Source organism: Luteibacter sp. HAY1-4A, from assembly GCF_056755355.1.
This window is the reverse complement of record NZ_JBNDHZ010000001.1, coordinates 59158-79071: the sequence shown is the minus strand read 5'-3', so window position 1 is coordinate 79071 and position 19914 is coordinate 59158. Positions and strand designations below refer to the sequence as shown.

General features: G+C 65.9%; 23 protein-coding genes and 1 tRNA gene. 13 read left to right on the top strand and 11 right to left on the bottom strand.

The features are described from left to right. Window positions 1-14: 14 nt before the first annotated feature. A complete protein-coding gene (locus tag ACPYOD_RS00400) occupies window positions 15-1940 on the bottom strand; it encodes a ricin-type beta-trefoil lectin domain protein (RefSeq protein WP_481299742.1) in 1926 nt (641 codons plus the stop codon). 197 nt (window positions 1941-2137) lie between these two features. Between ACPYOD_RS00400 and ACPYOD_RS00395 the strand changes: the two genes are divergently transcribed. Then, window positions 2138-4012, top strand: a complete 1875-nt coding sequence (locus tag ACPYOD_RS00395; RefSeq protein ID WP_481299741.1) for an MFS transporter — start codon at window positions 2138-2140, stop codon at window positions 4010-4012. Between the two features lie 102 nt (window positions 4013-4114). Here the strand turns inward: ACPYOD_RS00395 and ACPYOD_RS00390 are convergent, their stop codons facing one another. From ACPYOD_RS00390 to ACPYOD_RS00355, 8 genes are all read right to left on the bottom strand, one after another. Beyond that, complete coding sequence (locus ACPYOD_RS00390; protein ID WP_481299740.1) at window positions 4115-4981, bottom strand: beta-lactamase induction protein; 867 nt, start codon at window positions 4979-4981, stop codon at window positions 4115-4117. A gap of 88 nt (window positions 4982-5069) precedes the next feature. After that, window positions 5070-6059 carry an NAD(+) diphosphatase gene (nudC, locus tag ACPYOD_RS00385; protein ID WP_481299739.1) on the bottom strand — a complete coding sequence of 330 codons (990 nt, stop codon included), beginning with the start codon at window positions 6057-6059 and terminating at the stop codon, window positions 5070-5072. A gap of 13 nt (window positions 6060-6072) precedes the next feature. Next, window positions 6073-6438: an iron-sulfur cluster insertion protein ErpA gene (gene erpA / locus ACPYOD_RS00380; protein WP_481299738.1), complete on the bottom strand. Its 366-nt coding sequence runs from the start codon at window positions 6436-6438 to the stop codon at window positions 6073-6075. A 48-nt stretch (window positions 6439-6486) separates the two neighbouring features. Continuing rightward, window positions 6487-6921 carry a bactofilin family protein gene (locus ACPYOD_RS00375; protein WP_481299737.1) on the bottom strand — a complete coding sequence of 145 codons (435 nt, stop codon included), beginning with the start codon at window positions 6919-6921 and terminating at the stop codon, window positions 6487-6489. Continuing rightward, window positions 6908-7651 (bottom strand): DUF6776 family protein, encoded by a 744-nt coding sequence (locus tag ACPYOD_RS00370; protein ID WP_481299736.1) that lies wholly within the window; start codon window positions 7649-7651, stop codon window positions 6908-6910. Before ACPYOD_RS00370 ends, ACPYOD_RS00375 begins: the two co-directional genes overlap by 14 nt. A 162-nt stretch (window positions 7652-7813) precedes the next feature. Further along, complete coding sequence (gene bfr, locus ACPYOD_RS00365) at window positions 7814-8293, bottom strand: bacterioferritin (RefSeq protein WP_481299735.1); 480 nt, start codon at window positions 8291-8293, stop codon at window positions 7814-7816. Window positions 8294-8397: 104 nt separating this feature from the next. After that, a complete protein-coding gene (locus ACPYOD_RS00360; RefSeq protein WP_481299734.1) occupies window positions 8398-8589 on the bottom strand; it encodes a (2Fe-2S)-binding protein in 192 nt (63 codons plus the stop codon). A gap of 70 nt (window positions 8590-8659) precedes the next feature. Continuing rightward, window positions 8660-9196, bottom strand: coding sequence for an RNA pyrophosphohydrolase (locus ACPYOD_RS00355; RefSeq protein WP_481299733.1), 537 nt, complete (start codon window positions 9194-9196; stop codon window positions 8660-8662). A 163-nt stretch (window positions 9197-9359) separates the two neighbouring features. Here ACPYOD_RS00355 and ACPYOD_RS00350 point away from each other — a divergent pair. Further along, window positions 9360-9436 (top strand) — tRNA-Met (locus ACPYOD_RS00350). 41 nt (window positions 9437-9477) lie between these two features. On the opposite strand, the gene ACPYOD_RS00345 is transcribed toward ACPYOD_RS00350, so the two are convergent. After that, window positions 9478-10077 carry a LuxR C-terminal-related transcriptional regulator gene (locus ACPYOD_RS00345; protein ID WP_481299732.1) on the bottom strand — a complete coding sequence of 200 codons (600 nt, stop codon included), beginning with the start codon at window positions 10075-10077 and terminating at the stop codon, window positions 9478-9480. Between the two features lie 178 nt (window positions 10078-10255). On the opposite strand from ACPYOD_RS00345, the gene queD reads away from it, so the two are divergent. The 11 genes from queD to ACPYOD_RS00290 all read left to right on the top strand — a co-directional run bounded on the left by queD (window position 10256) and on the right by ACPYOD_RS00290 (window position 18468). Continuing rightward, window positions 10256-10612, top strand: coding sequence for a 6-carboxytetrahydropterin synthase QueD (queD, locus tag ACPYOD_RS00340; protein ID WP_481299731.1), 357 nt, complete (start codon window positions 10256-10258; stop codon window positions 10610-10612). A gap of 192 nt (window positions 10613-10804) precedes the next feature. Then, window positions 10805-11131 carry a phasin family protein gene (locus ACPYOD_RS00335; protein WP_481299730.1) on the top strand — a complete coding sequence of 109 codons (327 nt, stop codon included), beginning with the start codon at window positions 10805-10807 and terminating at the stop codon, window positions 11129-11131. A gap of 169 nt (window positions 11132-11300) precedes the next feature. After that, window positions 11301-11666: an ATP synthase subunit I gene (locus ACPYOD_RS00330; RefSeq protein WP_481299729.1), complete on the top strand. Its 366-nt coding sequence runs from the start codon at window positions 11301-11303 to the stop codon at window positions 11664-11666. A 3-nt stretch (window positions 11667-11669) separates the two neighbouring features. Further along, window positions 11670-12509 (top strand): F0F1 ATP synthase subunit A, encoded by an 840-nt coding sequence (gene atpB, locus ACPYOD_RS00325; RefSeq protein WP_481299728.1) that lies wholly within the window; start codon window positions 11670-11672, stop codon window positions 12507-12509. A gap of 81 nt (window positions 12510-12590) precedes the next feature. Next, window positions 12591-12878 carry a F0F1 ATP synthase subunit C gene (gene atpE / locus ACPYOD_RS00320; RefSeq protein WP_481290860.1) on the top strand — a complete coding sequence of 96 codons (288 nt, stop codon included), beginning with the start codon at window positions 12591-12593 and terminating at the stop codon, window positions 12876-12878. Window positions 12879-12960: 82 nt separating this feature from the next. Continuing rightward, window positions 12961-13431, top strand: coding sequence for a F0F1 ATP synthase subunit B (locus ACPYOD_RS00315; RefSeq protein ID WP_481299727.1), 471 nt, complete (start codon window positions 12961-12963; stop codon window positions 13429-13431). Between the two features lie 2 nt (window positions 13432-13433). Further along, window positions 13434-13967: a F0F1 ATP synthase subunit delta gene (locus ACPYOD_RS00310; RefSeq protein WP_481299726.1), complete on the top strand. Its 534-nt coding sequence runs from the start codon at window positions 13434-13436 to the stop codon at window positions 13965-13967. Between the two features lie 19 nt (window positions 13968-13986). Beyond that, window positions 13987-15537, top strand: a complete 1551-nt coding sequence (atpA, locus tag ACPYOD_RS00305) for a F0F1 ATP synthase subunit alpha (protein WP_481299725.1) — start codon at window positions 13987-13989, stop codon at window positions 15535-15537. A 75-nt stretch (window positions 15538-15612) separates the two neighbouring features. After that, window positions 15613-16521, top strand: a complete 909-nt coding sequence (gene atpG / locus ACPYOD_RS00300; RefSeq protein WP_481299724.1) for a F0F1 ATP synthase subunit gamma — start codon at window positions 15613-15615, stop codon at window positions 16519-16521. 68 nt (window positions 16522-16589) lie between these two features. Beyond that, the gene (atpD, locus tag ACPYOD_RS00295) at window positions 16590-18002 is read left to right on the top strand and encodes a F0F1 ATP synthase subunit beta (RefSeq protein ID WP_481299723.1); all 1413 of its coding nucleotides are present in this window, start codon (window positions 16590-16592) and stop codon (window positions 18000-18002) included. Between the two features lie 40 nt (window positions 18003-18042). Further along, a complete protein-coding gene (locus ACPYOD_RS00290) occupies window positions 18043-18468 on the top strand; it encodes a F0F1 ATP synthase subunit epsilon (protein WP_413624584.1) in 426 nt (141 codons plus the stop codon). A 163-nt stretch (window positions 18469-18631) separates the two neighbouring features. Here ACPYOD_RS00290 and thrC read toward each other — a convergent pair whose 3' ends face one another. Further along, complete coding sequence (thrC, locus tag ACPYOD_RS00285) at window positions 18632-19912, bottom strand: threonine synthase (RefSeq protein WP_481299722.1); 1281 nt, start codon at window positions 19910-19912, stop codon at window positions 18632-18634. Window positions 19913-19914 lie beyond the last annotated feature (2 nt).

Below are 19914 nucleotides of genomic sequence, written 5' to 3'. Positions count from 1 at the left end.
GCTCGCCCTTGCCATTACAAACCGGTGCGCACCGGCAAGGGCTGCCAGCGTTCCTCGGTGCCCACCGCGCTGTATTGCAGATAGCTTTCGGGGATCAAGGGCGAGGCACCGGCGAGGTTGGGAATCACATCACCCTTGCTCGGCTTGTTCGGGTAGGACGACCACGGGCGCAGCAACGCGTGGTATTGGTTCGAAATGAGTTCCTGGTGCACCCGCGGGTCGAAGCGTGCACTCAGCTTGCCGTCACGCACCTGCAGCCGCCACCGGTTGCCGCCCTCGTACATCGACTGGATGCGATCGGCTGACCAGCGCCATTGCTGGTTCAACGGTGTCGCCGTGCAGGCCGCGGCGTACACGTCCCCGGTACCCGGGTCGGCGGTGAGGCACTGCCCGCTGCCGCGATTGCGGTAGGTCATGTCCGCTTCGAGGAACCACTGCTGGCTCTTTCCGCCCGGGCCCTTGCCGCATGCCTGCAACCGCAGGTGCGGTGCATCTGCATCGGGCTGCGCCAAGCACTCACCCAGCCCGTGCAGCGACTGCAGCCGAACCGTGGGCTGACGGGTGAGGTACGCCGAGCCGAGGTTGATACGTGTTACGAAGGCCACATCGGCATCGCGATCGGGGCCCGCTTCGGAGGTGCCTTCGAGGGAATCGTAGATGCGCACATTGGCCGTGGCACGGGTGACGATGTCGAGATGGCCTTCGTATTTTCCCGGTAACCGCCACACGGAAGCCGTCTGCAAGGTCGCCCGCCGCATCATCGGCGTCATGCGTCGTGTGGAATTGAGAGGACCGTCCAGTCCGTCGCCGTCCCTGAAATACGACGTGTCCCTGGCGATGTCGCGGGCGAGCGGAAAAACCCAGTCGATCGCGCGGGTGCCGCCTTGGCCGTCCCGCGTCGATGTCTCGATGAAGTAGTCCTTGAGATTCATCGTGACGGACGATTGTTCGGTGCGTTCCTTGCCGTAGTTGAAGCCGAGCACCATCTTGTCGAGGTGTGGCGCGCTGTTCTTCTCGAGCCCCTCCAGTATGTCGAAGGAAGCGCTCGCGCCATAGCTCGTTTTCACCGTCAAGCTTTCGTTGATCGCGCGCTCGGTCGCGCCGTCGGATTGGGGCTCGTACTGGGCGATGGTAAGAGGCACCGGAACGCCGACGCCGGCGAGCTGGGTCGTGACGACATAGCGGTCGGGGATGGCCAAGGCGTAGCCCTTGCCGTCAGGTTGGTAGCGGCCATTCCAAGCCGCGCCGTTTATGGACGGAGCCATGTCGACCTCGGTGTTCACCAGTACCACCTTTTGGTCGCGGCTGGCTTCGATGTCGCGCAGCACGACGATGTGGTGCCGCACGGACCGGCCGCCGGGAAACGACTTGTCCTGATGGATTTCCACCCGCGGTACGTGCGCTCCCTCGCCAGACGCGTTGTCCGCCGCCCCTATCGACCGGGCCAGCGGGTGCAGGACCGGTGGCTGCTGCCGATGGGTCATCCAGGCGTCGAGGGCCACGGCGGCTTCGTCGACGTGCAGGGCGGCATCGATGGTCTTGACCTCCAGTGCGCCCTCGGGAGACCGCCGATAGGCCGATATGGCGTCCGAAGCCCCGAACCCGAATGTTTCGGCTTCGACGTCGGCGCCGTCGTCGCTGGGCGGTCCGACCACAAGCATGGTGGTGCCGCGATCGAGGGCCTCGAATACCCTGTTGCGCACGGCTGCTTCCGCCAGGTCGCTACGACGAACCCAGGCCGTGTCCGTGGCGGCGTCCGTCCAGGATTTCGGCAGCGGCGCCATGCCGTTGTACGCCGCGGCCAGGACCGCAGCGAGATCGTGCCGCTCCATGACGAAGGGCGCCGCCGGAGCGGCGTCGTGGGATGCATGCCATGTGTCCGCGACGACCGGGGAGGCGAATGCAGCCGCCAGTGCGAGTGCGAGATATCGGAGTTTCATGGTGGCCATGTCCTTGGCTGTGTGGGTGGCACGAGATTGGCGGGCGAGCCTGCGCATCGCTGTAGGGCATCGCTGAAATCAGGCGCGGCTGCGTCTGATCCGCTCCCTCGTAAGACGTCCCGCACAGTTTCTGCGTTGGTTGTGCGTTAGCGCGACCGGCTACACTCACGCGTACCCACAGGATCGGATCGCACCGGATGTCGCAGTTCTCCCTTCTTGCCAAGCGACGGTTCGCACCGTTCTTCTGGACGCAGGCGCTCGGTGCCTTCAACGACAATGCATTCCGCAACGCGATGGTCATGCTGGTGGCCTTCCAGATGGCGTTGCCGGATGCACAGGTATCGCTCTACACGAACCTGGCACCCGCACTTTTCATCCTTCCCTACTTCCTGTTCTCGGCCACCGCCGGTCAGCTGGCGGAGAAGTTCGAGAAGACGCGGATCATCCGCTACGTGAAGCTGTTCGAGATCGCCGCGATGGCGCTCGCGGCCGTGGGGTTCTTCACGCACCACGTGTCCCTGCTGCTCGTGGTGCTGTTCCTCATGGGCGTGCACTCGACGGTCTTCGGCCCCATCAAGTACTCCATCCTTCCGCAGGCGCTGGAGCGCAGCGAGCTGGTGGGCGGCAATGCCCTGGTGGAAACGGGTACCCAGCTCGCCATGCTGATCGGCATGATCGTCGGCAACTCGCTGATGCTTATCGCCGGCTACGGCACGCTGGCCGCCTCGCTCACGACCATCGGCATCGCCTGCGCGGGATACCTCGCCAGCCGCGCGATTCCCGCCGCCCCGGCGACGGCGCCGGACCTGCGGTTCAACTGGAACCCCTTCAGCGAGACCTGGCGCGTACTGAAAATCACGCACGAAGACCGGGCCGTCTTCAATGCCGTGCTCGGCATTTCCTGGTTCTGGTTCTTCGGCACGGTGATGATTGCGCAGTTGCCGACGTATACGCGCCACGTGCTCGGCGGCGACGGCTCGGTGAACACGCTGGTGCTCACGCTGTTCTCGCTGGGTACGGGCATCGGCTCGCTCATGTGCGAACGCCTGTCACGCAAGCGGGTCGAGATCGGTCTCGTGCCGATGGGCGCGTTCGGACTCACCGTGTTCGCGGTGGATCTCTACTTCGCGCGCCCCGGCGTGACGCCGGGCATCGCACTGAACTGGATGGCTTTCATCGGCGTGCCCGGCGCATGGCGCGCCATGCTCGACCTCACCATGATCGGTGCCTTCGCGGGTTTCTATGTGGTGCCGCTGTTCGCCTTCGTGCAGAGCCGAGCGCCTCGCGAGCGCCTTTCGCGCGTGATCGCGGGCAACAACATCGTGAACGCACTGCTGATCTGCGCTGCCGCGGCCTTCGGCATCGGCCTGACGGCACTGGGCCTGGACGTGCCGACGATCTTCCTCGTTACCGGCCTCGTCAATATCGCGGTGGCCGTGTACATCTTCACGCTCGTTCCCGAATTCATGATGCGTTTCATCACCTGGATACTGGTGAACACGCTTTATCGGGTACGCGTCGACGGGTTGAAGAACGTGCCGGACGAGGGTGCCGCGCTGGTGGTCTGCAACCACGTGAGTTTCATGGATCCGCTGATCCTCATGGCCAGCGTGCGCCGGCCGATGCGTTTCGTCATGTACTACAAGATCCACGACATTCCCGTGCTGCGTTTCGTCTTCCGTACGGCGAAAGCGATTCCGATCGCGGGGCGCCAGGAAGATCCGGCCCTGATGGAGCGCGCGTTCGAACTCGTGGACGAGGCGCTGGCCAATGGCGAGGTGGTCTGCATCTTTCCGGAGGGAGGCATCACCCGCGACGGCAGCATCCAGGCCTTCCGTCCCGGCGTCGACCGTATCCTGGCGCGCCGGCCGGTTCCCGTCGTGCCGCTGGCATTGCGCGGCATGTGGGGCAGCATCTTCAGTCGCAGGGACAGCGCGCTGCGTCGCGCGCGTCTCCCGAGGCGCTTCTGGTCGAAGATCGAATTGGTCGGCGGTGCGCCTGTGCCGGCTGGCCAGGCCGATGCGGCGGTGTTGCAGGCGCGCGTGTCGGAGCTGCGTGGCGACAAGGCCTGAGTGTGGGAGCCGGCTATGCCGGCGATCGCGCGGCGGCGGGCGTGTCGCGAGCATCCCTCGCCGCTGAAGCGGCTCCTACACCGAGGCCTGACCGGAAAGGTGTCAGGCGAACCAGGCGGCCAGCACGATCACCGCCACTACCGCCAGCCACACGATGAGTACGCGCCGGATGACGCGGCGGGCATCTTCCAGTTCGGCGATGGGATCGCTCACGTCCTGTACGTAGCCGTCGCCGGCTTCCACGTCGGCGTCGACACCCGCACGTGCCACCGCTCCCAGGAAATCCGGCTCCAGGCGCGAGCGGGGGCTGCCCGATGTGCGGTGCCATTGTTTCCACGCACCCATGACGGCGTCGAAGTCGGACACCAGCGCCATGGCGAACACCATCAGGTGCGCGGGAATCCAGTCGAGCGCATCGGCCACGCGGCGCGCGCTGGCACGCGTGGCCGTGTCCAACGCTAGTGCCGCGTCGCGGGCGAGGACCTGGGCAAGCCGATAGCCGAGCGCGCCCGTGGGCCCGAGCAGGAAGAACCACAGCAGCACGCCGAAGCGGCGGCGCAGTGCCCCGTAGAAGGCGGCCTCCACGATGACGGGCGCGAACCAGCCCAGCGGCGCGTCGTCGTGGCGCAGCGCGGCCACCGCTTCGTCCCTGCGCAGGGTGTCTTTCGCGTGCAGGACCGCGTCGATGTCGCTCTCGATCTCGCGTGGGCCCAATGCATAAACCAGCACGGCGATGGCGAAGACGAGCCAGCCGAGTTCGAAGAAGGGAAGGGAACGGAGGATGCCGGCCACGATGGCGCAGGCGATGACCGGGACCAGCAGCACCACGGCGACCTTGCCGGGCCCGGAGAGGTCGGTAAGACGGTCGATCCACAGACGGAACCAGCGTTGGTCGCGCCAGCGGGCCAGTTGCGGCACGCTCCAGACGATGACGAGGGCGACGAGTACGGCGAGAAGACGTAAGGCCATGGCAGACACGATCCGCGGGTCGATGCCTGATTGTAGGCGAAGGCGGTGGGAAGCGCGCTGGCGCGCGAATGGGTGCTCGCGGCGGGCCCTATTCGCGCGCGCTTCCCGCAGCTACCAACCGATCCAGGTCCACGCCGCGCATGCCGAGCCAGTGCTCGATCAGGCGATATGACACCGACAGCGGCGGCGGTACGCCGAGCGTGCCCGATGTCATGCCCTGCACGATGTCGTCCACCGTGAACCAGCGGGCGTCCTCGAGCTCATCGTCGCGCAGGTGGATCTCGCGCGTTTTCGCCGTGGCGGTGAAGCCGACCATCAGCGAGGCGGGCAGGGGCCACGGTTGCGAGGAATGGTAGGTGGCATGCAGCACTTCCACGCCGGATTCCTCGCGAACTTCGCGCCGCACGGCATCTTCCAGCGACTCGCCGGGCTCGATGAAACCCGCGAGCGTGGAATACCGGCCAGGCGGCCAGCCGCGCTGGCGTCCGAGCAGGCACGCGTCGCCGTCTTCGACGATGACGATGATCGCGGCGTCGGTGCGTGGAAAGTGCAGGTGGGCGCCGTCGGGATTCGTGCATTGCACGCGGTGCCCCGATGCCACCACGAGGGTCGGTGCGCCGCACTGGCTGCAGAAGCGGGTCTGCCGCTGCCAGTGCGCGATGCCCTTCGCATAGGCGAACAGCCCGGCGTCGAAGGCATCGAGCACGAGCCCGGCCTCGCGCAGCGACATTCGCCGGGCGCCGGTGAGGGAAACGAAGAGCTCCGCTTGCGCTTCGTCGACGACGAGCGCGAACCACGCGCGGTCCGCGGCGAGGCCGAGGAGGGTGGAGGGTATGTCGCCAAAACGCTCTGCCCGCATCGCGGGCGACATCCATTGTGGGGATTCAGCGTCGGATCGAACGAAGGCCTGGCCTTCGGCGTCGAGCACGAGGAAGCGGGTGTCGGGCGCCGCTTCCATCTCCTCGACCCAGAGGCGGTCATCACGCCGCTCGGACATGCGATCGATGTCGATGCCGGCGAAGACGTTTTCGCGCGCGCGCGTGGCAGCTGCCTTGTCGCGCTCCTGCTCTACGCTCACGCCCGGGAGCCGGTCATGCGCTGAAGGAAGACCCGCAGCCGCAGGTGGTCTTGGCGTTCGGGTTGCGAATGACGAACTGCGAGCCGCTGAACGACTCGGCGTAATCGATTTCCGCACCCGTGAGGTATTGCAGCGACAGCGGATCGACTAGCAGCGTGACGCCCTCGCGGGCCACGGCCAGGTCGTCTTCTGCCTGTTCCTCGTCGAAAGTGAACCCGTACTGGAAGCCCGAGCAGCCGCCCCCGCTGATGTAGACGCGCAGCTTCAGGCCGGGGTTGCCTTCCTCTTCGATCAGGTCGTGCACCTTGCGGGCGGCGGCCTCGGTGAAGACGAGCGGAGCCGTGCCCGAGCGGTAATCGGGCGCGCCAGTCGGAGCCATGGGGAATGGGTTGTTCATGCCGACATAATGGCGCCGTTCCGTTGCAGGTCAAGCCTCGTCCAGGACCTGGGTCACCTGGATCGCTGCCTGGGTCAGCTGGCGGACGGTCTGCGGGGCACGGTGGACCATCTTTCCATTCACCTGGGCTCCGGCGGCCATTTCCAGCACCTGGTAATGCACGTCGCCGTCGATTCGGGCGAGGGGCGCCAGTTCCAGGCGTTCCGCCACGTGGATGTCGCCGGTGACCCCGCCGTTGATCACGGCATGCGGCACTTCGATCCGCCCGGCGACCCGGCCCGTCTCGCTGATGGTGAGAACGCCGTCACTGCCGGTATCGGCGTGGATGGATCCTTCGATGGTGCCGTCCAGGTGCAGCGCCCCGCTGAACAGGACGTCGCCACGCAGCGTGACGCCGCGGGCAATGAGGCTGGTGGCGGCCGCGCTCACGGCCGGGCCCTGGTTCTTCCGGTTATTGCCGAACATCGTTGGCCTCGTCGTTGCGCAGGGCATCGTTCCACGCCACCGTTCCGGTGACCGGCTGGGCGCCTTTCACATCGGCGACCAGTCGCAGGCGGGTCGGCTTGAAGCCGGCCGGCAGGGTGAAACTTCCCTGGATCTGCTGGAAGTATTTGAAGGAAAAAGAAAGATTGGTTGACTGGCTGCCCTGCCCGAGCGCGGGGCCCTCGAGCGTGGCCACCTTGTTCCCCTGGATGCCCTCGACGGCGAGCGTCAGGGAACCCTCGACCACCTCGCCACGCCGGGCGTTCTGCGTGAGCGTGACAACGAGATTCCAGGCGTTGGCGGCGCCTTTCACGGGCGCGCTGCGTGCGCCCTGGATCTTGAGGCCGTCGCGCTGGCCCCCGCCGCCCACCAGCCGCGAATAGAACGCGAGGTCGGTCCGCAGGCCGCTGATTTCCTCGTCGCGCTCCGCGAGGTTCCGCTTGAGTTCCTTTGCAGCCACCTCGGCGACCTGGCCGGCACGTTGCAGGTTCGCCACCTGCTGGCGGAGGTCTTCGTTGTCTGCCTTCAGCTGCCTGACCGCGCTTCGATCGGCGACGACAGCCGGAACGCGCGCCGCCGCGAACCACGCACCCATGCCCACCAGCACCAGGCTGAGCGCCCACCCGCCCGCCACGATAAGGCGCTTCCGGCGCAGGCTGGCCGCGTCGTCGAGCGTGCGCACGACGAACCGTGGCGGTTGGCGTGGAGCCATGGCAATTCCGTGGAGGAGACGTGAAGACCGGGCATGGTATAGCCCCCGCTTCGTTCAATGGTCAAGGAACGGCTTCCGCAAAAAGAAAGGCCGCCTCGCGGCGGCCCCTCTTCGGATCCCTTGTGGGAAGCGCGCTCGCGCGCGACCGGCCCACGGAAAACCTCAGTCGTGCAATGACCCCACCTTGCTGAGCATGTACCGCTCGGGCCCGATGTCCGAGATCAGGCTGAACTGCGTCTCGAGCCAGTCGATGTGCTCTTCCTCCTGGCCGAGGATGAACTTGAAGAGGTCGCGGCTCACGAAATCGTGGACACCCTCGCTATAGGCGATGGCCTCGCGCAGATCCTTGGTAGCCAGGAGTTCGAGATCGAGGTCGCCCTGCAGGGCCTCCACGACGTTTTCGCCGATCCGGAGCTTGCCCAGGTGCTGGAGGTTCGGCAGGCCGTCGAGGAAGAGGATTCGCTCGATGAGCTTGTCCGCGTGCTTCATCTCCTCGATGGATTCCTCGTACTCGTGCTTGGCCAACTCGTTGTAGCCCCAGTCCTTGAACATCCGGTAATGGAGGAAGTACTGGTTGATGGCGGCCAGCTCGTTGTAGAGGACCTTGTTGAGGTATTCGATGACCTTCGCGTCGCCCTTCATGAGGGGTCTCCCTGAGTGTGCAGGGCACGACTATACGTGCCGCAGGCGGACCATGGCGTAACGAGAATGAAGGCGGTTCGCGTCCTCACCGGGACGCCGGCGGGTCAGGCCGGGGAGGGAATGAACGTGAGCACGGAGCGCGTGGCCTCCACGGCCTCGCGCAGGCACTGGCGGGCTTCCGTCTCGCAGGCGCCGCAGCAGTCCGAACAGCCCGTGCGGGCCTGGAGTTCGGCAAAAGACTGAACGCCCTCGGCCGCGGCGCGGCGGATGGCATGGTCGGTGACGGCGTTGCACATGCAGATGTACATGGAAGGTAATTCGAACGCGAATGCGAACGATTGTCAACTACTGCTTCCTGAATAGGCCTTACGACCCGGTTTCCCGGTTGGCCTCCGCCTGCTGGGGGCAGCGGCCCACCTCGACCCGGCAGACCGTTTCCACCGTGGGCGCGAATTGGCGCAGGGCGCGCTCGTAGACCTGGCGCTTGAAGTTCACGACGTGATGGGCCGGATACCAGAAGTCCACCCAGCGCCAGAGGTCGAACTCGGGTTTCTCACAGGCGTCGAGACGGAAGGCATCCTCACCGCATTTGAGGCGGAGCAGGAACCAGACCTGCTTCTGGCCGATGCAGGTGGGGCGCTGATGGTGACGGACGAACCGGCTCGGCAGGCGGTAGCGGAGCCAGCCCCGGGTCTCGGCCAGCACTTCCACGTGCTGGGCGAGCAGGCCGGTTTCTTCCTCCAGCTCGCGATACATGGCTTCCAGCGGTGTTTCGTCGCTGCGCATGCCGCCCTGGGGGAACTGCCAGCCATCGCGATTGACGCGGCGCGCCCAGAACAGGCGGCCGTCTCCGTTCAGGAGCACGATCCCCACGTTCGGTCGATAGCCATCAGCGTCGATCATCCGTCCTCCGCGAGCAGGCTGCCGGCGGCAGGCCGGTACGCTCGTTGCGATCGATTCAACCACAGCGCAAGAAGCGCGGGCAAGGCGCTACTTGAACGGAAAGCCAGCGACGATTAAACTGCCCGGCCTTCGCGGGCCTGCCCCGCGGACGACCAGGTTCCATGGCTAGGTAGCTCAGCTGGTCAGAGCGCGGCACTCATAATGCTGAGGTCGGCGGTTCGAGCCCGCCTCTAGCCACCAAACAAAAAAAGCCGCGTCCGCAAGGGCGCGGCTTTTTTCTTCTACAACACGATGGGATCGTCTTCCTGGCGCGGCGCCAGATCCAGCACCGCCCGCGCCAGCTCCACCACGTTGTTCACGCGCAGCTTCGCCATAAGGTTCGCGCGGTGCAATTCAACGGTCTTGGGGCTGATGCACAGTTCGCTCGCGATGACCTTGTTGAGCTTGCCGCACATGATCCCTTCGAGCACCTGCGATTCGCGCCGCGTGAGCGAGACGTCCGGCCGCAGTGCGGCAAAGCTGCTTGCCGCCGGCTCGTCGGCATGGTCGTCTTCCGGTACGGGCATCAGGAAGACGGCCTGGAATGCTTCCGGCGGCACGTCGAGCATCTGGCGCGTCATGCGGTAGCGGCGCGGCGGTGCGTGGGCATCGCGCAGCACGAACTCATCGGTGGTGCCGGTCGGCTGAAGGTGTTCCCGGAGCCAGGCAGGGCCTGCGCGACCGCGCGCCGTGCCGAATTCGCGTCGAAACGCGGCATTGACCATCACGGCCCGGCCGCCATCGTTGCGCCAGACCACGCAGGGCCATGGCAGGGCGGCGAATACTTCCTCGGCGAGCCCGCAGGTATGCGAGTCGTCCAGTGAATCACAAGCAAGGCACATCGATGCCCTCCTGGTGTGCGCATGGAAGCCGGCGGGCGCCCCTTCGCAGCACGCCGGTAGTTGCCACTGCAACCGTTTGCCGGTGAAAAGTCCATGAACGAAACCGACGGATGTGCCGAAGTGCGAACGCCGTCGTGAAAGGCCGGCCGCTCCTGCCGCCTCCGCTACAATGCCGGCCATGCATATCTTCAAGACCTTCAACATCGAAGCGGCCCACCGCTTGCCGAATGTGCCCGAAGGGCACAAGTGCTCCCGCCTCCACGGCCACTCGTTCCGCGTCGAACTGCATGTGGAAGGACCGGTCGACCCGGTGTTCGGCTGGGTCATGGACTTCGGCGACCTCAAGGCGCGGTTCCAGCCCCTCTACGACCGGCTCGACCACCACTACCTCAACGATATCGAAGGCCTGGAAAACCCGACGAGCGAGAACCTCTGCCGGTGGATCTTCGAGCGTCTTCGCCCGGACGTGCCCGGCCTGGCGAAGGTGGTCGTCCACGAGACCTGCACCTCCGGCGCCGAATACGCCGCTGTGTAGGAGCCGCTATAGCGGCGAGAAGCCAACGAAGCACTGAAGCCATGATCGGCACTTCCCTCGCCGCCATGGCGGCTCCTACAGGTCCGCCATGTTCCGAAGGGCTGTTAGCTGTCGCCGCAACAATTCGCGGTTGCTGCGCTGCGGCGCGCGGGACTACACTCCGGCCTCCCCGTTCCCCAACGGTCCTGTCCGATGCCCGAAGTAAACGGTTACACCGACTTTGCCCGGTTCGTCGAGCAGGCTGCCGCCGCACAGGCCCTCGCCTGGCGCGGCATGGAGCGTGTCGCCGACCTCCAGCTGGAGGCCATGGAAGGACACGCACGCGCGGCCAGCGGGTTGATCGCCGACGTCCTGACGGCGAGCGACGCAGATGCCATGCAAGCACTCGTGCGCCGGGGTGGAGAACTCCAGCGCGAAGGCGTGCAGCGCGCCGCTTCCGCCGTGGGCGGCATCCTCGACGTAGCAGTGCAGACAGCCACGTCGCTCGGCGCACTGGCAGGTCAGCCCGACCGGGCCTGATCGCCAGCGCCGCCTCGCCAACGACGCGACACCGGGTCGCGCCGGCGGGTGGTTATGGCCTTTCGCAGCTTGTCCCGTCGTTTACGGCGCTGGTATACTTTTCCAGATTAAACCGTGGCCCGTTGAACCATCTGGTGCCGCCTTCGAGCGAAACCACGGGAGCCTCGCGTTGCTCAACAGTCTTGCCGCCGGTCGTCACCTCGCCATGCGCATCGTCTTCGCGCAGCTGGTGGTGGCCGTCGTCGCGGGACTCGCTTTTTCCCTGCAGGGTCGTCCAGCCGCGCTGGCCGCCTTCGGGGGCGCCCTGATCGTCGCCATCGCCACCGCGCTGCTTGCCGCGCGAGCGTTCGGCGCGCTGGGTGGGGCGGGAGCAACGTTCATGCGGTTCCTCGTGGGCATGATCCTTCGCTGGATCGTCCTCATCGGTGGACTGGCTCTCATCCTGGTTCAGTGGAAGCTGCCACCCTTGCCCGCGTTGGTGGGACTGGTGGCCGGCTACGCGGTCAACGTATTTGCATTCAGATTCAAGGGTTGAGGCATGGCGAGCGAACCGCAGGGCGGTCTGACCGAATACATCCAGCACCACCTGAACCACATGACGGTGAATTTCAGCGCCGACCATTTCTGGTTCTGGAACCTCCGTGCGGACTCGATCCTCGTGTCGTTCGGCCTGGGCGCGGCGTTCTGCCTGTGGTTCTGGCTGTTCGCGCGCAAGGCCACGTCGGGCGTGCCCTCCAAGGGCCAGGCTCTCGTGGAGCTGGCCATCGAGTTCGTCGACACGCAGGTGAAGGACACCTTCCACGGCGATCGCCGCACAGTCACGCCGCTGGCGCTGTCCATCTTCATGTGGGTGTTCCTCATGAACGCGATGGACCTGCTGCCGGTCGACCTGGCCGGCTGGCTCGTGCACACCTTCGCGGGTGACGAAGTCGCCCATCACACGTACTTTCGCATGGTGCCCACCGCCGACATCAACACCACCGTAGGCCTCTCGGTCGCCGTGCTGTTCATCGTCATCGGCCATGGCATCAAGGCCAAGGGCGGTTTCGGCTTCGGCAAGGAACTGCTCACGGCACCGTTCCATGCAAGCAACCCGATCGCCAAGCTGGTCCTGGTGATCCCGAACTTCCTTCTCAACGTCGTCGAAACCCTGTCGAAGCCCGTGTCGCTCGCCATGCGACTCTTCGGCAACATGTACGGCGGCGAACTGGTGTTCATGCTGATTGCCGGTCTGATGGTGAGCTGGATCAGCTTCGTGCCTGGCGTCGTGTTCAACACGGCGTGGGCGATCTTCCACATCCTGATCATCGCCCTCCAGGCGTTCATCTTCATGATGCTCACGATCGTCTACATCGCCACCGCGCGGGAACACCACTAACTCACCGCACCGACGTTAGAACCTTCGGCTCCATCCTTTTCGTTTCCAACCTTTCGCTATTCGTTATCCCAGGAGAACACCATGGAACTCGCCTCGCTCCTCGCCCACGTCCAGGGCATGACCGCCATCGCCATCGGCGTGATCATCGGCCTCGGCGCGCTCGGCGCCTGTCTCGGTATCGCCGTCATGGGCTCGAAGTTCCTCGAGTCGGCCGCCCGTCAGCCTGAGCTGGTCCCGCTGCTCCAGGGCCGCATGTTCCTGCTCGCCGGCCTGATCGACGCGGCGTTCATCATCGGCCTCGCCGTGGCCCTGCTGTTCGCGTTCTCGAACCCGCTGGTGGGCGTCGTCCGCGCCGCCGTCGCCGGCTAAGCAGCCGTTCGTCCTGTCGCCGTGACCTCTTCGGTCACGGCGATCGTCAGTACCCCAGCGTTCGGAGTCTTTCGGAGAGATCATGGAAATCAACATGACCTTCCTGGGCCAGATGATCTCTTTTGCGATCCTGGTCTGGTTCACCACCAAGTTCATCTGGCCCCAGCTCAATGGTGCCATCGAAGAGCGCCAGAAGAAGGTGGCCGAGGGTCTGGCTGCCGCAGAGCGTGCGCGCGCCGAACTCAAGGATGCCGACGCCAAGGTCGCCACCGAGATCAAGCAGGCCCGCCTGCAGGCGACCGAGATCATCGACAAGGCACAGCAGCAGGCCAACCAGCTGCTCGACAAGGCCCGCGTCGAAGCCACCAGCGAGATCAACCGTCTGAAGGCGCAGGCCCAGGACGAGATCGCGTCGATGGCCCAGCGGGCCCGCGAACAGTTGCGCGAGCAGGTCGGCGCACTGGCTGTGAAGGGTGCGGAAAAGATCGTCCAGCGTGAAATCGATCCGGCGGCCCACAAGGCGCTGCTCGACCAGCTCGCTGCCGAGATCTGACCATGGCCCAGGCGCTCACACTCGCCCGTCCTTACGCACGCGCCGCCTTCGAAGTGGCGCATGCGTCGGGCGCGCTCGCCGACTGGTCGGCGGCCCTCGGCTTCGCCGCCGCGGTCGCGGCCGATCCCCAGGTTGCGGGGCTCGGCAACGACCCGCGCGTGCTGCCGGCGCAGCTCGTCGCCCTCCATCTTCCGCAAGGCATGGCCGCCGATGCGCCGTTCGCCCGTTTCCTCGAGGAACTGGCCGAGAACGGCCGCATGCACCTGCTGCCGGAAATCGCCGCGCTCTACGACCAGTACAAGCTGGAGTCGGAGTCGACCCTGAAGGTCAAGGTCACGAGCGCGCTGGATCTCGACGCGGCGCAGACCGAACAGCTGCGCGCCTCGCTGAAGCGCCGCTTCAAGCGCGAGATCGAACTGGATACGCACGTCGATCCGGCGTTGCTCGGCGGTGTCGTCATCGACACGGGCGAGCAGGTCATCGACGGTTCCGCGCGCGGCCGCCTGCAGCGGCTGGCCAGCGCGCTGACGCACTGATTTCATATAGGAACCGACCATGTCCAGCACCACTCTGAACCCGTCCGAGATCAGCGAACTGATCAAGACCCGCATCGAGCAGTTCAAGCTCGGCGCCGAGGCACGTAACGAAGGCACGATCATCAGCGTGTCCGACGGCATCGTGCGCATCCACGGCCTAGCCGACGTGATGCAGGGCGAAATGATCGAGCTGCCGAACAACACGTTCGCCCTCGCGCTGAACCTCGAGCGCGACTCGGTCGGCGCCGTGGTGCTGGGCGAGTACCAGCACCTGCGCGAAGGCGATGCCGCCAAGACCACCGGCCGCATCCTCGAAGTGCCGGTCGGCCCGGGCCTGCTCGGCCGCGTCGTCGACGCGCTGGGTAATCCCATCGACGGCAAGGGTCCCATCGACGCCGCCGGCACCAGCCCGGTCGAGAAAGTCGCCCCGGGCGTCATCTGGCGCCAGTCGGTCGACCAGCCGATGCAGACGGGCTACAAGTCCATCGACTCGATGATCCCGATCGGCCGCGGCCAGCGCGAGCTGATCATCGGCGACCGCCAGACCGGCAAGACCGCGGTGGCGATCGACGCCATCATCAACCAGAAGAACTCCGGCATCCGCTGCATCTACGTGGCCATCGGCCAGAAGCGCAGCTCGATCGCCAACGTCGTGCGCAAGCTCGAAGAGAACGGCGCGCTGGCCAACACCATCGTCGTCGTGGCCTCGGCGTCCGAAGCGGCCGCGCTGCAGTACGTGGCGCCGTACTCCGGTTGCGCCATGGGCGAGTACTTCCGCGACCGTGGCGAAGACGCGCTCATCGTCTATGACGACCTGTCGAAGCAGGCCGTGGCCTACCGCCAGATCTCGCTGCTGCTCAAGCGTCCTCCGGGCCGCGAAGCCTATCCGGGCGACGTCTTCTACCTGCACTCGCGCCTGCTCGAGCGCGCCTCGCGCGTCAGCGCCGAGTACGTCGAGAAGATGACCAACGGCGAAGTGAAGGGCAAGACCGGTTCGCTCACCGCGCTGCCGATCATCGAAACGCAGGCCGGCGACGTGTCAGCGTTCGTGCCGACCAACGTCATCTCGATCACCGACGGCCAGATCTTCCTCGAGACCGATCTGTTCAACGCCGGCATCCGTCCGCCCGTGAACGCCGGTATCTCGGTGTCGCGCGTCGGTGGTGCCGCCCAGACGAAGATCGTGAAGAAGCTCTCCGGCGGCGTGAAGCTGGCCCTCGCGCAGTACCGCGAGCTGGCCGCGTTCGCGCAGTTCGCTTCCGACCTCGACGCCGCCACGCGCGCGCAGCTCGACCGCGGCCAGCGCGTCACCGAGCTGATGAAGCAGGCGCAGTACTCGCCGCTGTCCATCGCCGAGCTCGGCGTGTCGATCTACGCGGCCGAGAAGGGCTACCTCGACGACCTGCCGGTCAACAAGGTGCTGCCGTTCGAGAAGGGCCTGCATGCCTTCATGCGCCAGAACCACGGCGAACTGATGGCGAAGATCGACGAAACCGGCGACTGGGACAAGGACATCGAGGCGACCTTCAAGGCCGCCGCCGACGAGTTCAAGAAGACCGGCAGCTGGTAACAAGCGAAACGCGCGGGGCGCTGGCGGCAACGCCCGCCCCGCGAGCTGGCGACACCCTTTCAAGACGAGTAAGCCATGGCAAGCGGCCGCGAAATCAAAACCAAGATCAAGAGCACGCAGAACATGCGCAAGGTGACGCGCGCGCTCGAAATGGTCTCGGCGTCGAAGATCCGCAAGGCGCAGGACCTGATGAAGGCCTCGCGCCCCTACGCGCGCCTGATGCGCAAGGTCATCGCGCACGTCGCCCAGGCCAGCACCGACTTCACCCACCCGTTCCTCACCGAGCGTGGCAACGTCGCGCGGGTCGGCTTCGTCGTGGTGTCGACCGACCGCGGCCTGGCGGGTGGCCTCAACTCCAACCTGTTCCGCCGCACGCTCACGTCCATCCGCGAGTGGCAGGGCAAGGGCGCCGAGATCGACGTCGTCGCCGTGGGCCAGAAGGCCGTGCAGTTCTTCCGCCGCATCAAGGGCGTGAACCTCATCGGTTCGGCCACGCACCTCGGCGAGAAGCCGAAGCTCGAAGACCTCATCGGCGTCATCAAGGTCGTGCTGGACGCCTACTCGGAAAACCGTCTCGACCGCGTCCTCCTGGTCTACAACGACTTCGTGAACACCATCGTGCAGAAGCCGCGCGTCGAAGCGCTGCTGCCGCTCTCGGTGGTCGCCACGGAACTGGAAAACGCGGAAGGCGCGGCATCCGAGGGCGTGAAGGTCGAACAGGCCCACGACTGGGACTACATCTACGAACCCGACGCGCGCACGGTGCTCGAGCACCTGATGACGCGCTACATCGAGTCCGTGGTGTACCAGGCGGCACTCGAGAACCTCGCCAGCGAACACGCGGCGCGCATGGTCGCCATGAAGGCCGCGTCGGACAACGCCAGCAAGGTCATCGACGAACTGACGCTCGTCTACAACAAGGCGCGCCAGGCGGCGATCACGCAGGAAATCTCGGAAATCGTCGCCGGCGCCGCGGCGGTCTAACGAAAAGCGATGGCGACGCGTAAGCGGCGCCGCTACAGAACCTAAAGAAGATTCATCCGGAGCATTCCATGAGCCAGGGTAAAGTTGTTCAGATCATCGGCGCGGTCGTCGACGTCGAATTCCCGCGCGACCAGGTACCGCAGGTCTACGACGCACTGAAGATCGACGGCACCGAGATCACCCTCGAAGTGCAGCAGCAGCTCGGCGACGGCATCGTCCGCGCCATCGCCCTCGGTTCCACCGACGGCCTGCGTCGCAACCTGATCGCCCGCAACACCGGCGAAGGCATCAAGGTGCCGGTCGGCAAGGCCACGCTCGGCCGCATCATGGACGTCCTCGGCAATCCGATCGACGAAGCCGGTCCGATCGGCGAGCAGGAAAAGTGGGTCATCCACCGCGAAGCCCCGTCGTACGACGACCAGGCCGCCGCGAGCGAACTGCTGGAAACCGGCATCAAGGTCATCGACCTGATGTGCCCGTTCGCGAAGGGCGGCAAGGTCGGCCTGTTCGGCGGCGCCGGCGTGGGCAAGACCGTGAACATGATGGAGCTCATCAACAACATCGCGAAGGCGCACTCGGGTCTGTCCGTGTTCGCCGGCGTGGGCGAGCGTACCCGCGAGGGCAACGACTTCTACCACGAGATGAAGGACTCCAACGTTCTCGACAAGGTCGCGATGGTCTACGGCCAGATGAACGAGCCGCCGGGCAACCGTCTGCGCGTGGCGCTCACCGGCCTCACCATGGCCGAGTACTTCCGCGACGAGAAGGACGAGTCCGGTCGCGGCAAGGACGTGCTGCTCTTCGTCGACAACATCTACCGCTACACGCTGGCCGGTACCGAAGTGTCGGCACTGCTGGGCCGCATGCCGTCGGCCGTGGGCTACCAGCCCACGCTCGCCGAGGAAATGGGCGTGCTGCAGGAACGCATCACCTCGACCAAGACCGGTTCGATCACGTCCATCCAGGCCGTGTACGTGCCCGCGGACGACCTTACCGACCCGTCGCCGGCGACCACCTTCGCCCATCTCGACGCCACGGTGACCCTGAGCCGCAGCATCGCCTCGCTGGGTATCTACCCGGCCGTCGATCCGCTGGACTCCACCAGCCGCCAGCTCGACCCGGGCGTGATCGGCCAGGAGCACTACGACGTGGCCCGCCGCGTGCAGGGCACGCTGCAGCGCTACAAGGAACTGAAGGACATCATCGCCATCCTCGGCATGGACGAGCTGTCGCAGGAAGACAAGGAAGCTGTGTCGCGCGCCCGCAAGATCGAGCGCTTCTTCTCGCAGCCGTTCCACGTGGCCGAAGTGTTCACCGGTTCGCCGGGCAAGTACGTGCCGCTGAAGGAAACGATCCGCGGCTTCAAGATGATCGTGGACGGCGACGTGGACTACCTGCCGGAGCAGGCCTTCTACATGGTCGGCGGCATCGACGAAGCCATCAAGAAGGGCGAGGAGATGGGTGCGAAGAAGGCCGCTTAAGCCTTCTTTCCCCACTCCCTGACCAACGGAAGACCAGCCCATGACCCATACCATCCGCGTCGACATCGTCAGCGCCGAAGCCGAGATCTATTCCGGCGAAGCCACGCTCGTGGTCGCCACCGGTGAGCTTGGCGAGCTGGGCATCGCGCCGCGTCACGCCCCGCTGATCACCCGCCTGAAGCCCGGCCACGTCGACGTGGTCGCGGCCAACGGCGACCGCCAGCAGTTCTACGTTTCCGGCGGCATCCTCGAGGTGCAGCCGCAGGTGGTCACGATCCTCGCCGACACGGCGGCGCGCGCGTCCGACCTCGACGAAGCGGCCGCCCTGAAGGCGAAGGAAGAAGCGGAGGCCGCCCTGGCCAACCGCGGCCCCCAGATGGACGTATCGGAAGCCCAGGCGAAGCTGGCCGAAGCCCTCGCCCAGCTCCAGGCGCTGGAGCGCATGCGCAAGACGCTCAAGCACTGATAGCAGCAAACGAAGGGCCGGCGTTGTTCCAGTAACGGAACGACGCCGGCCTTTTTTTGTTCCCTGTGGGAGCCGGCTATGCCGGCGATCCCGCGTCAGCGGGCACTCTCGCGAGCACCTATCGCCGCTGAAGCGGCTCCCACAGAAGAACTACGTCGCCAGCCTATTGCCAGTCGCGCAACCACTGCGCGAGAGCACGCTCGTCGGCCGTCATGGGCTCCGCGTGGGATTCGCGTTCCAACATCGCCGCCAGCGTTTCCGGTATGTCCACCCGGTGGCCGATCAACGGTTCCACGATGGTTTCGAACTTGGCGGGATGCGCCGTGGCGGCGATGGTCCATGCGCGCGGGTCGCCGGCGAGGCGCAGCCGTTCGAATACGCGAATGCCGGTGGCGGTGTGTGGGCAGAACACCTCGCCGTCGCTCGCGGCATGGCGGTGGATGGTGGCGCGGATCTCGGCATCGTCTACGCTCTCGGCATGGCCGTGCCGGCGCGTGGCGTCGTCGTCGCCGAAGAGGTGGCGCAGGCGTTCGAAGTTGCTAGGGGCGCCAACGTCCATGGCGTTCGCGATGGTAGGCACGGCGTCGCGCGGGCGGTAAGGCATGCCAGCGAAGAATTCCGGCAAGGTGTCGTTGGCGTTGCACGCGAACACCACATCGCCGATGGGCAGGCCGATCTCGCGCGCCCACACGCAGGCGACGGCATTGCCAAGGTTGCCGGTGGGAACGATCGTGTGCATGCGCTCCGCGGCATGCAGCGATGCATGGCCGAAGTAGGCCATCTGTGGCAGCAGGCGACCGAGGCTGATGCTGTTCGCCGATGACATGGGTACGTCCGCCTGCAACGCTGCATCGCCCAACGCGCCTTTCACCAGTCGCTGGCAATCGTCGAAGCTGCCCGCCACGCGCAGTGCGCGCACGTTCTCGCCGAAGCTGCCGAGTTGGTGGGCCTGTCGCGGCGACACGCGCTGGTCGGGATAGAGGATGGCCACGCGCATGCCTGGCACACCGTCGAAGGCCGCACCCACGGAAGCGCCGGTATCGCCCGAGGTGGCGACGAGGATCGTCAGCGGTCGGTCGGTATCCTTGCGAAGCCTGCGAAGGCATGCCGCGAGGAAGCGTGCGCCGAAATCCTTGAACGCGGCCGTCGGTCCGTGGAATAGCTCAAGCAAGTGCGCGCCATCGATGCGCAGTTCGCGGCGAGGGGCGGGAAACGCGAACGCTTCCGCGCAGATGGCCGGCAGTTCCTCGGCCAGCGGATCGCCTGCGAAGAACGGCTCGAGCATGCGCACCGCGGTGCCTGCGAGGTAGCCGGCGAGCGGCGGCTTCTCCACGCGCGGCATGTGTTCCGGAACATACAGGCCACCATCCGGCGCGAGGCCGGCGGCGATCGCATCGGAAAGGCCGACGGGCGCGGCACCGCCGCGCGTACTGACGTAGCGCATGC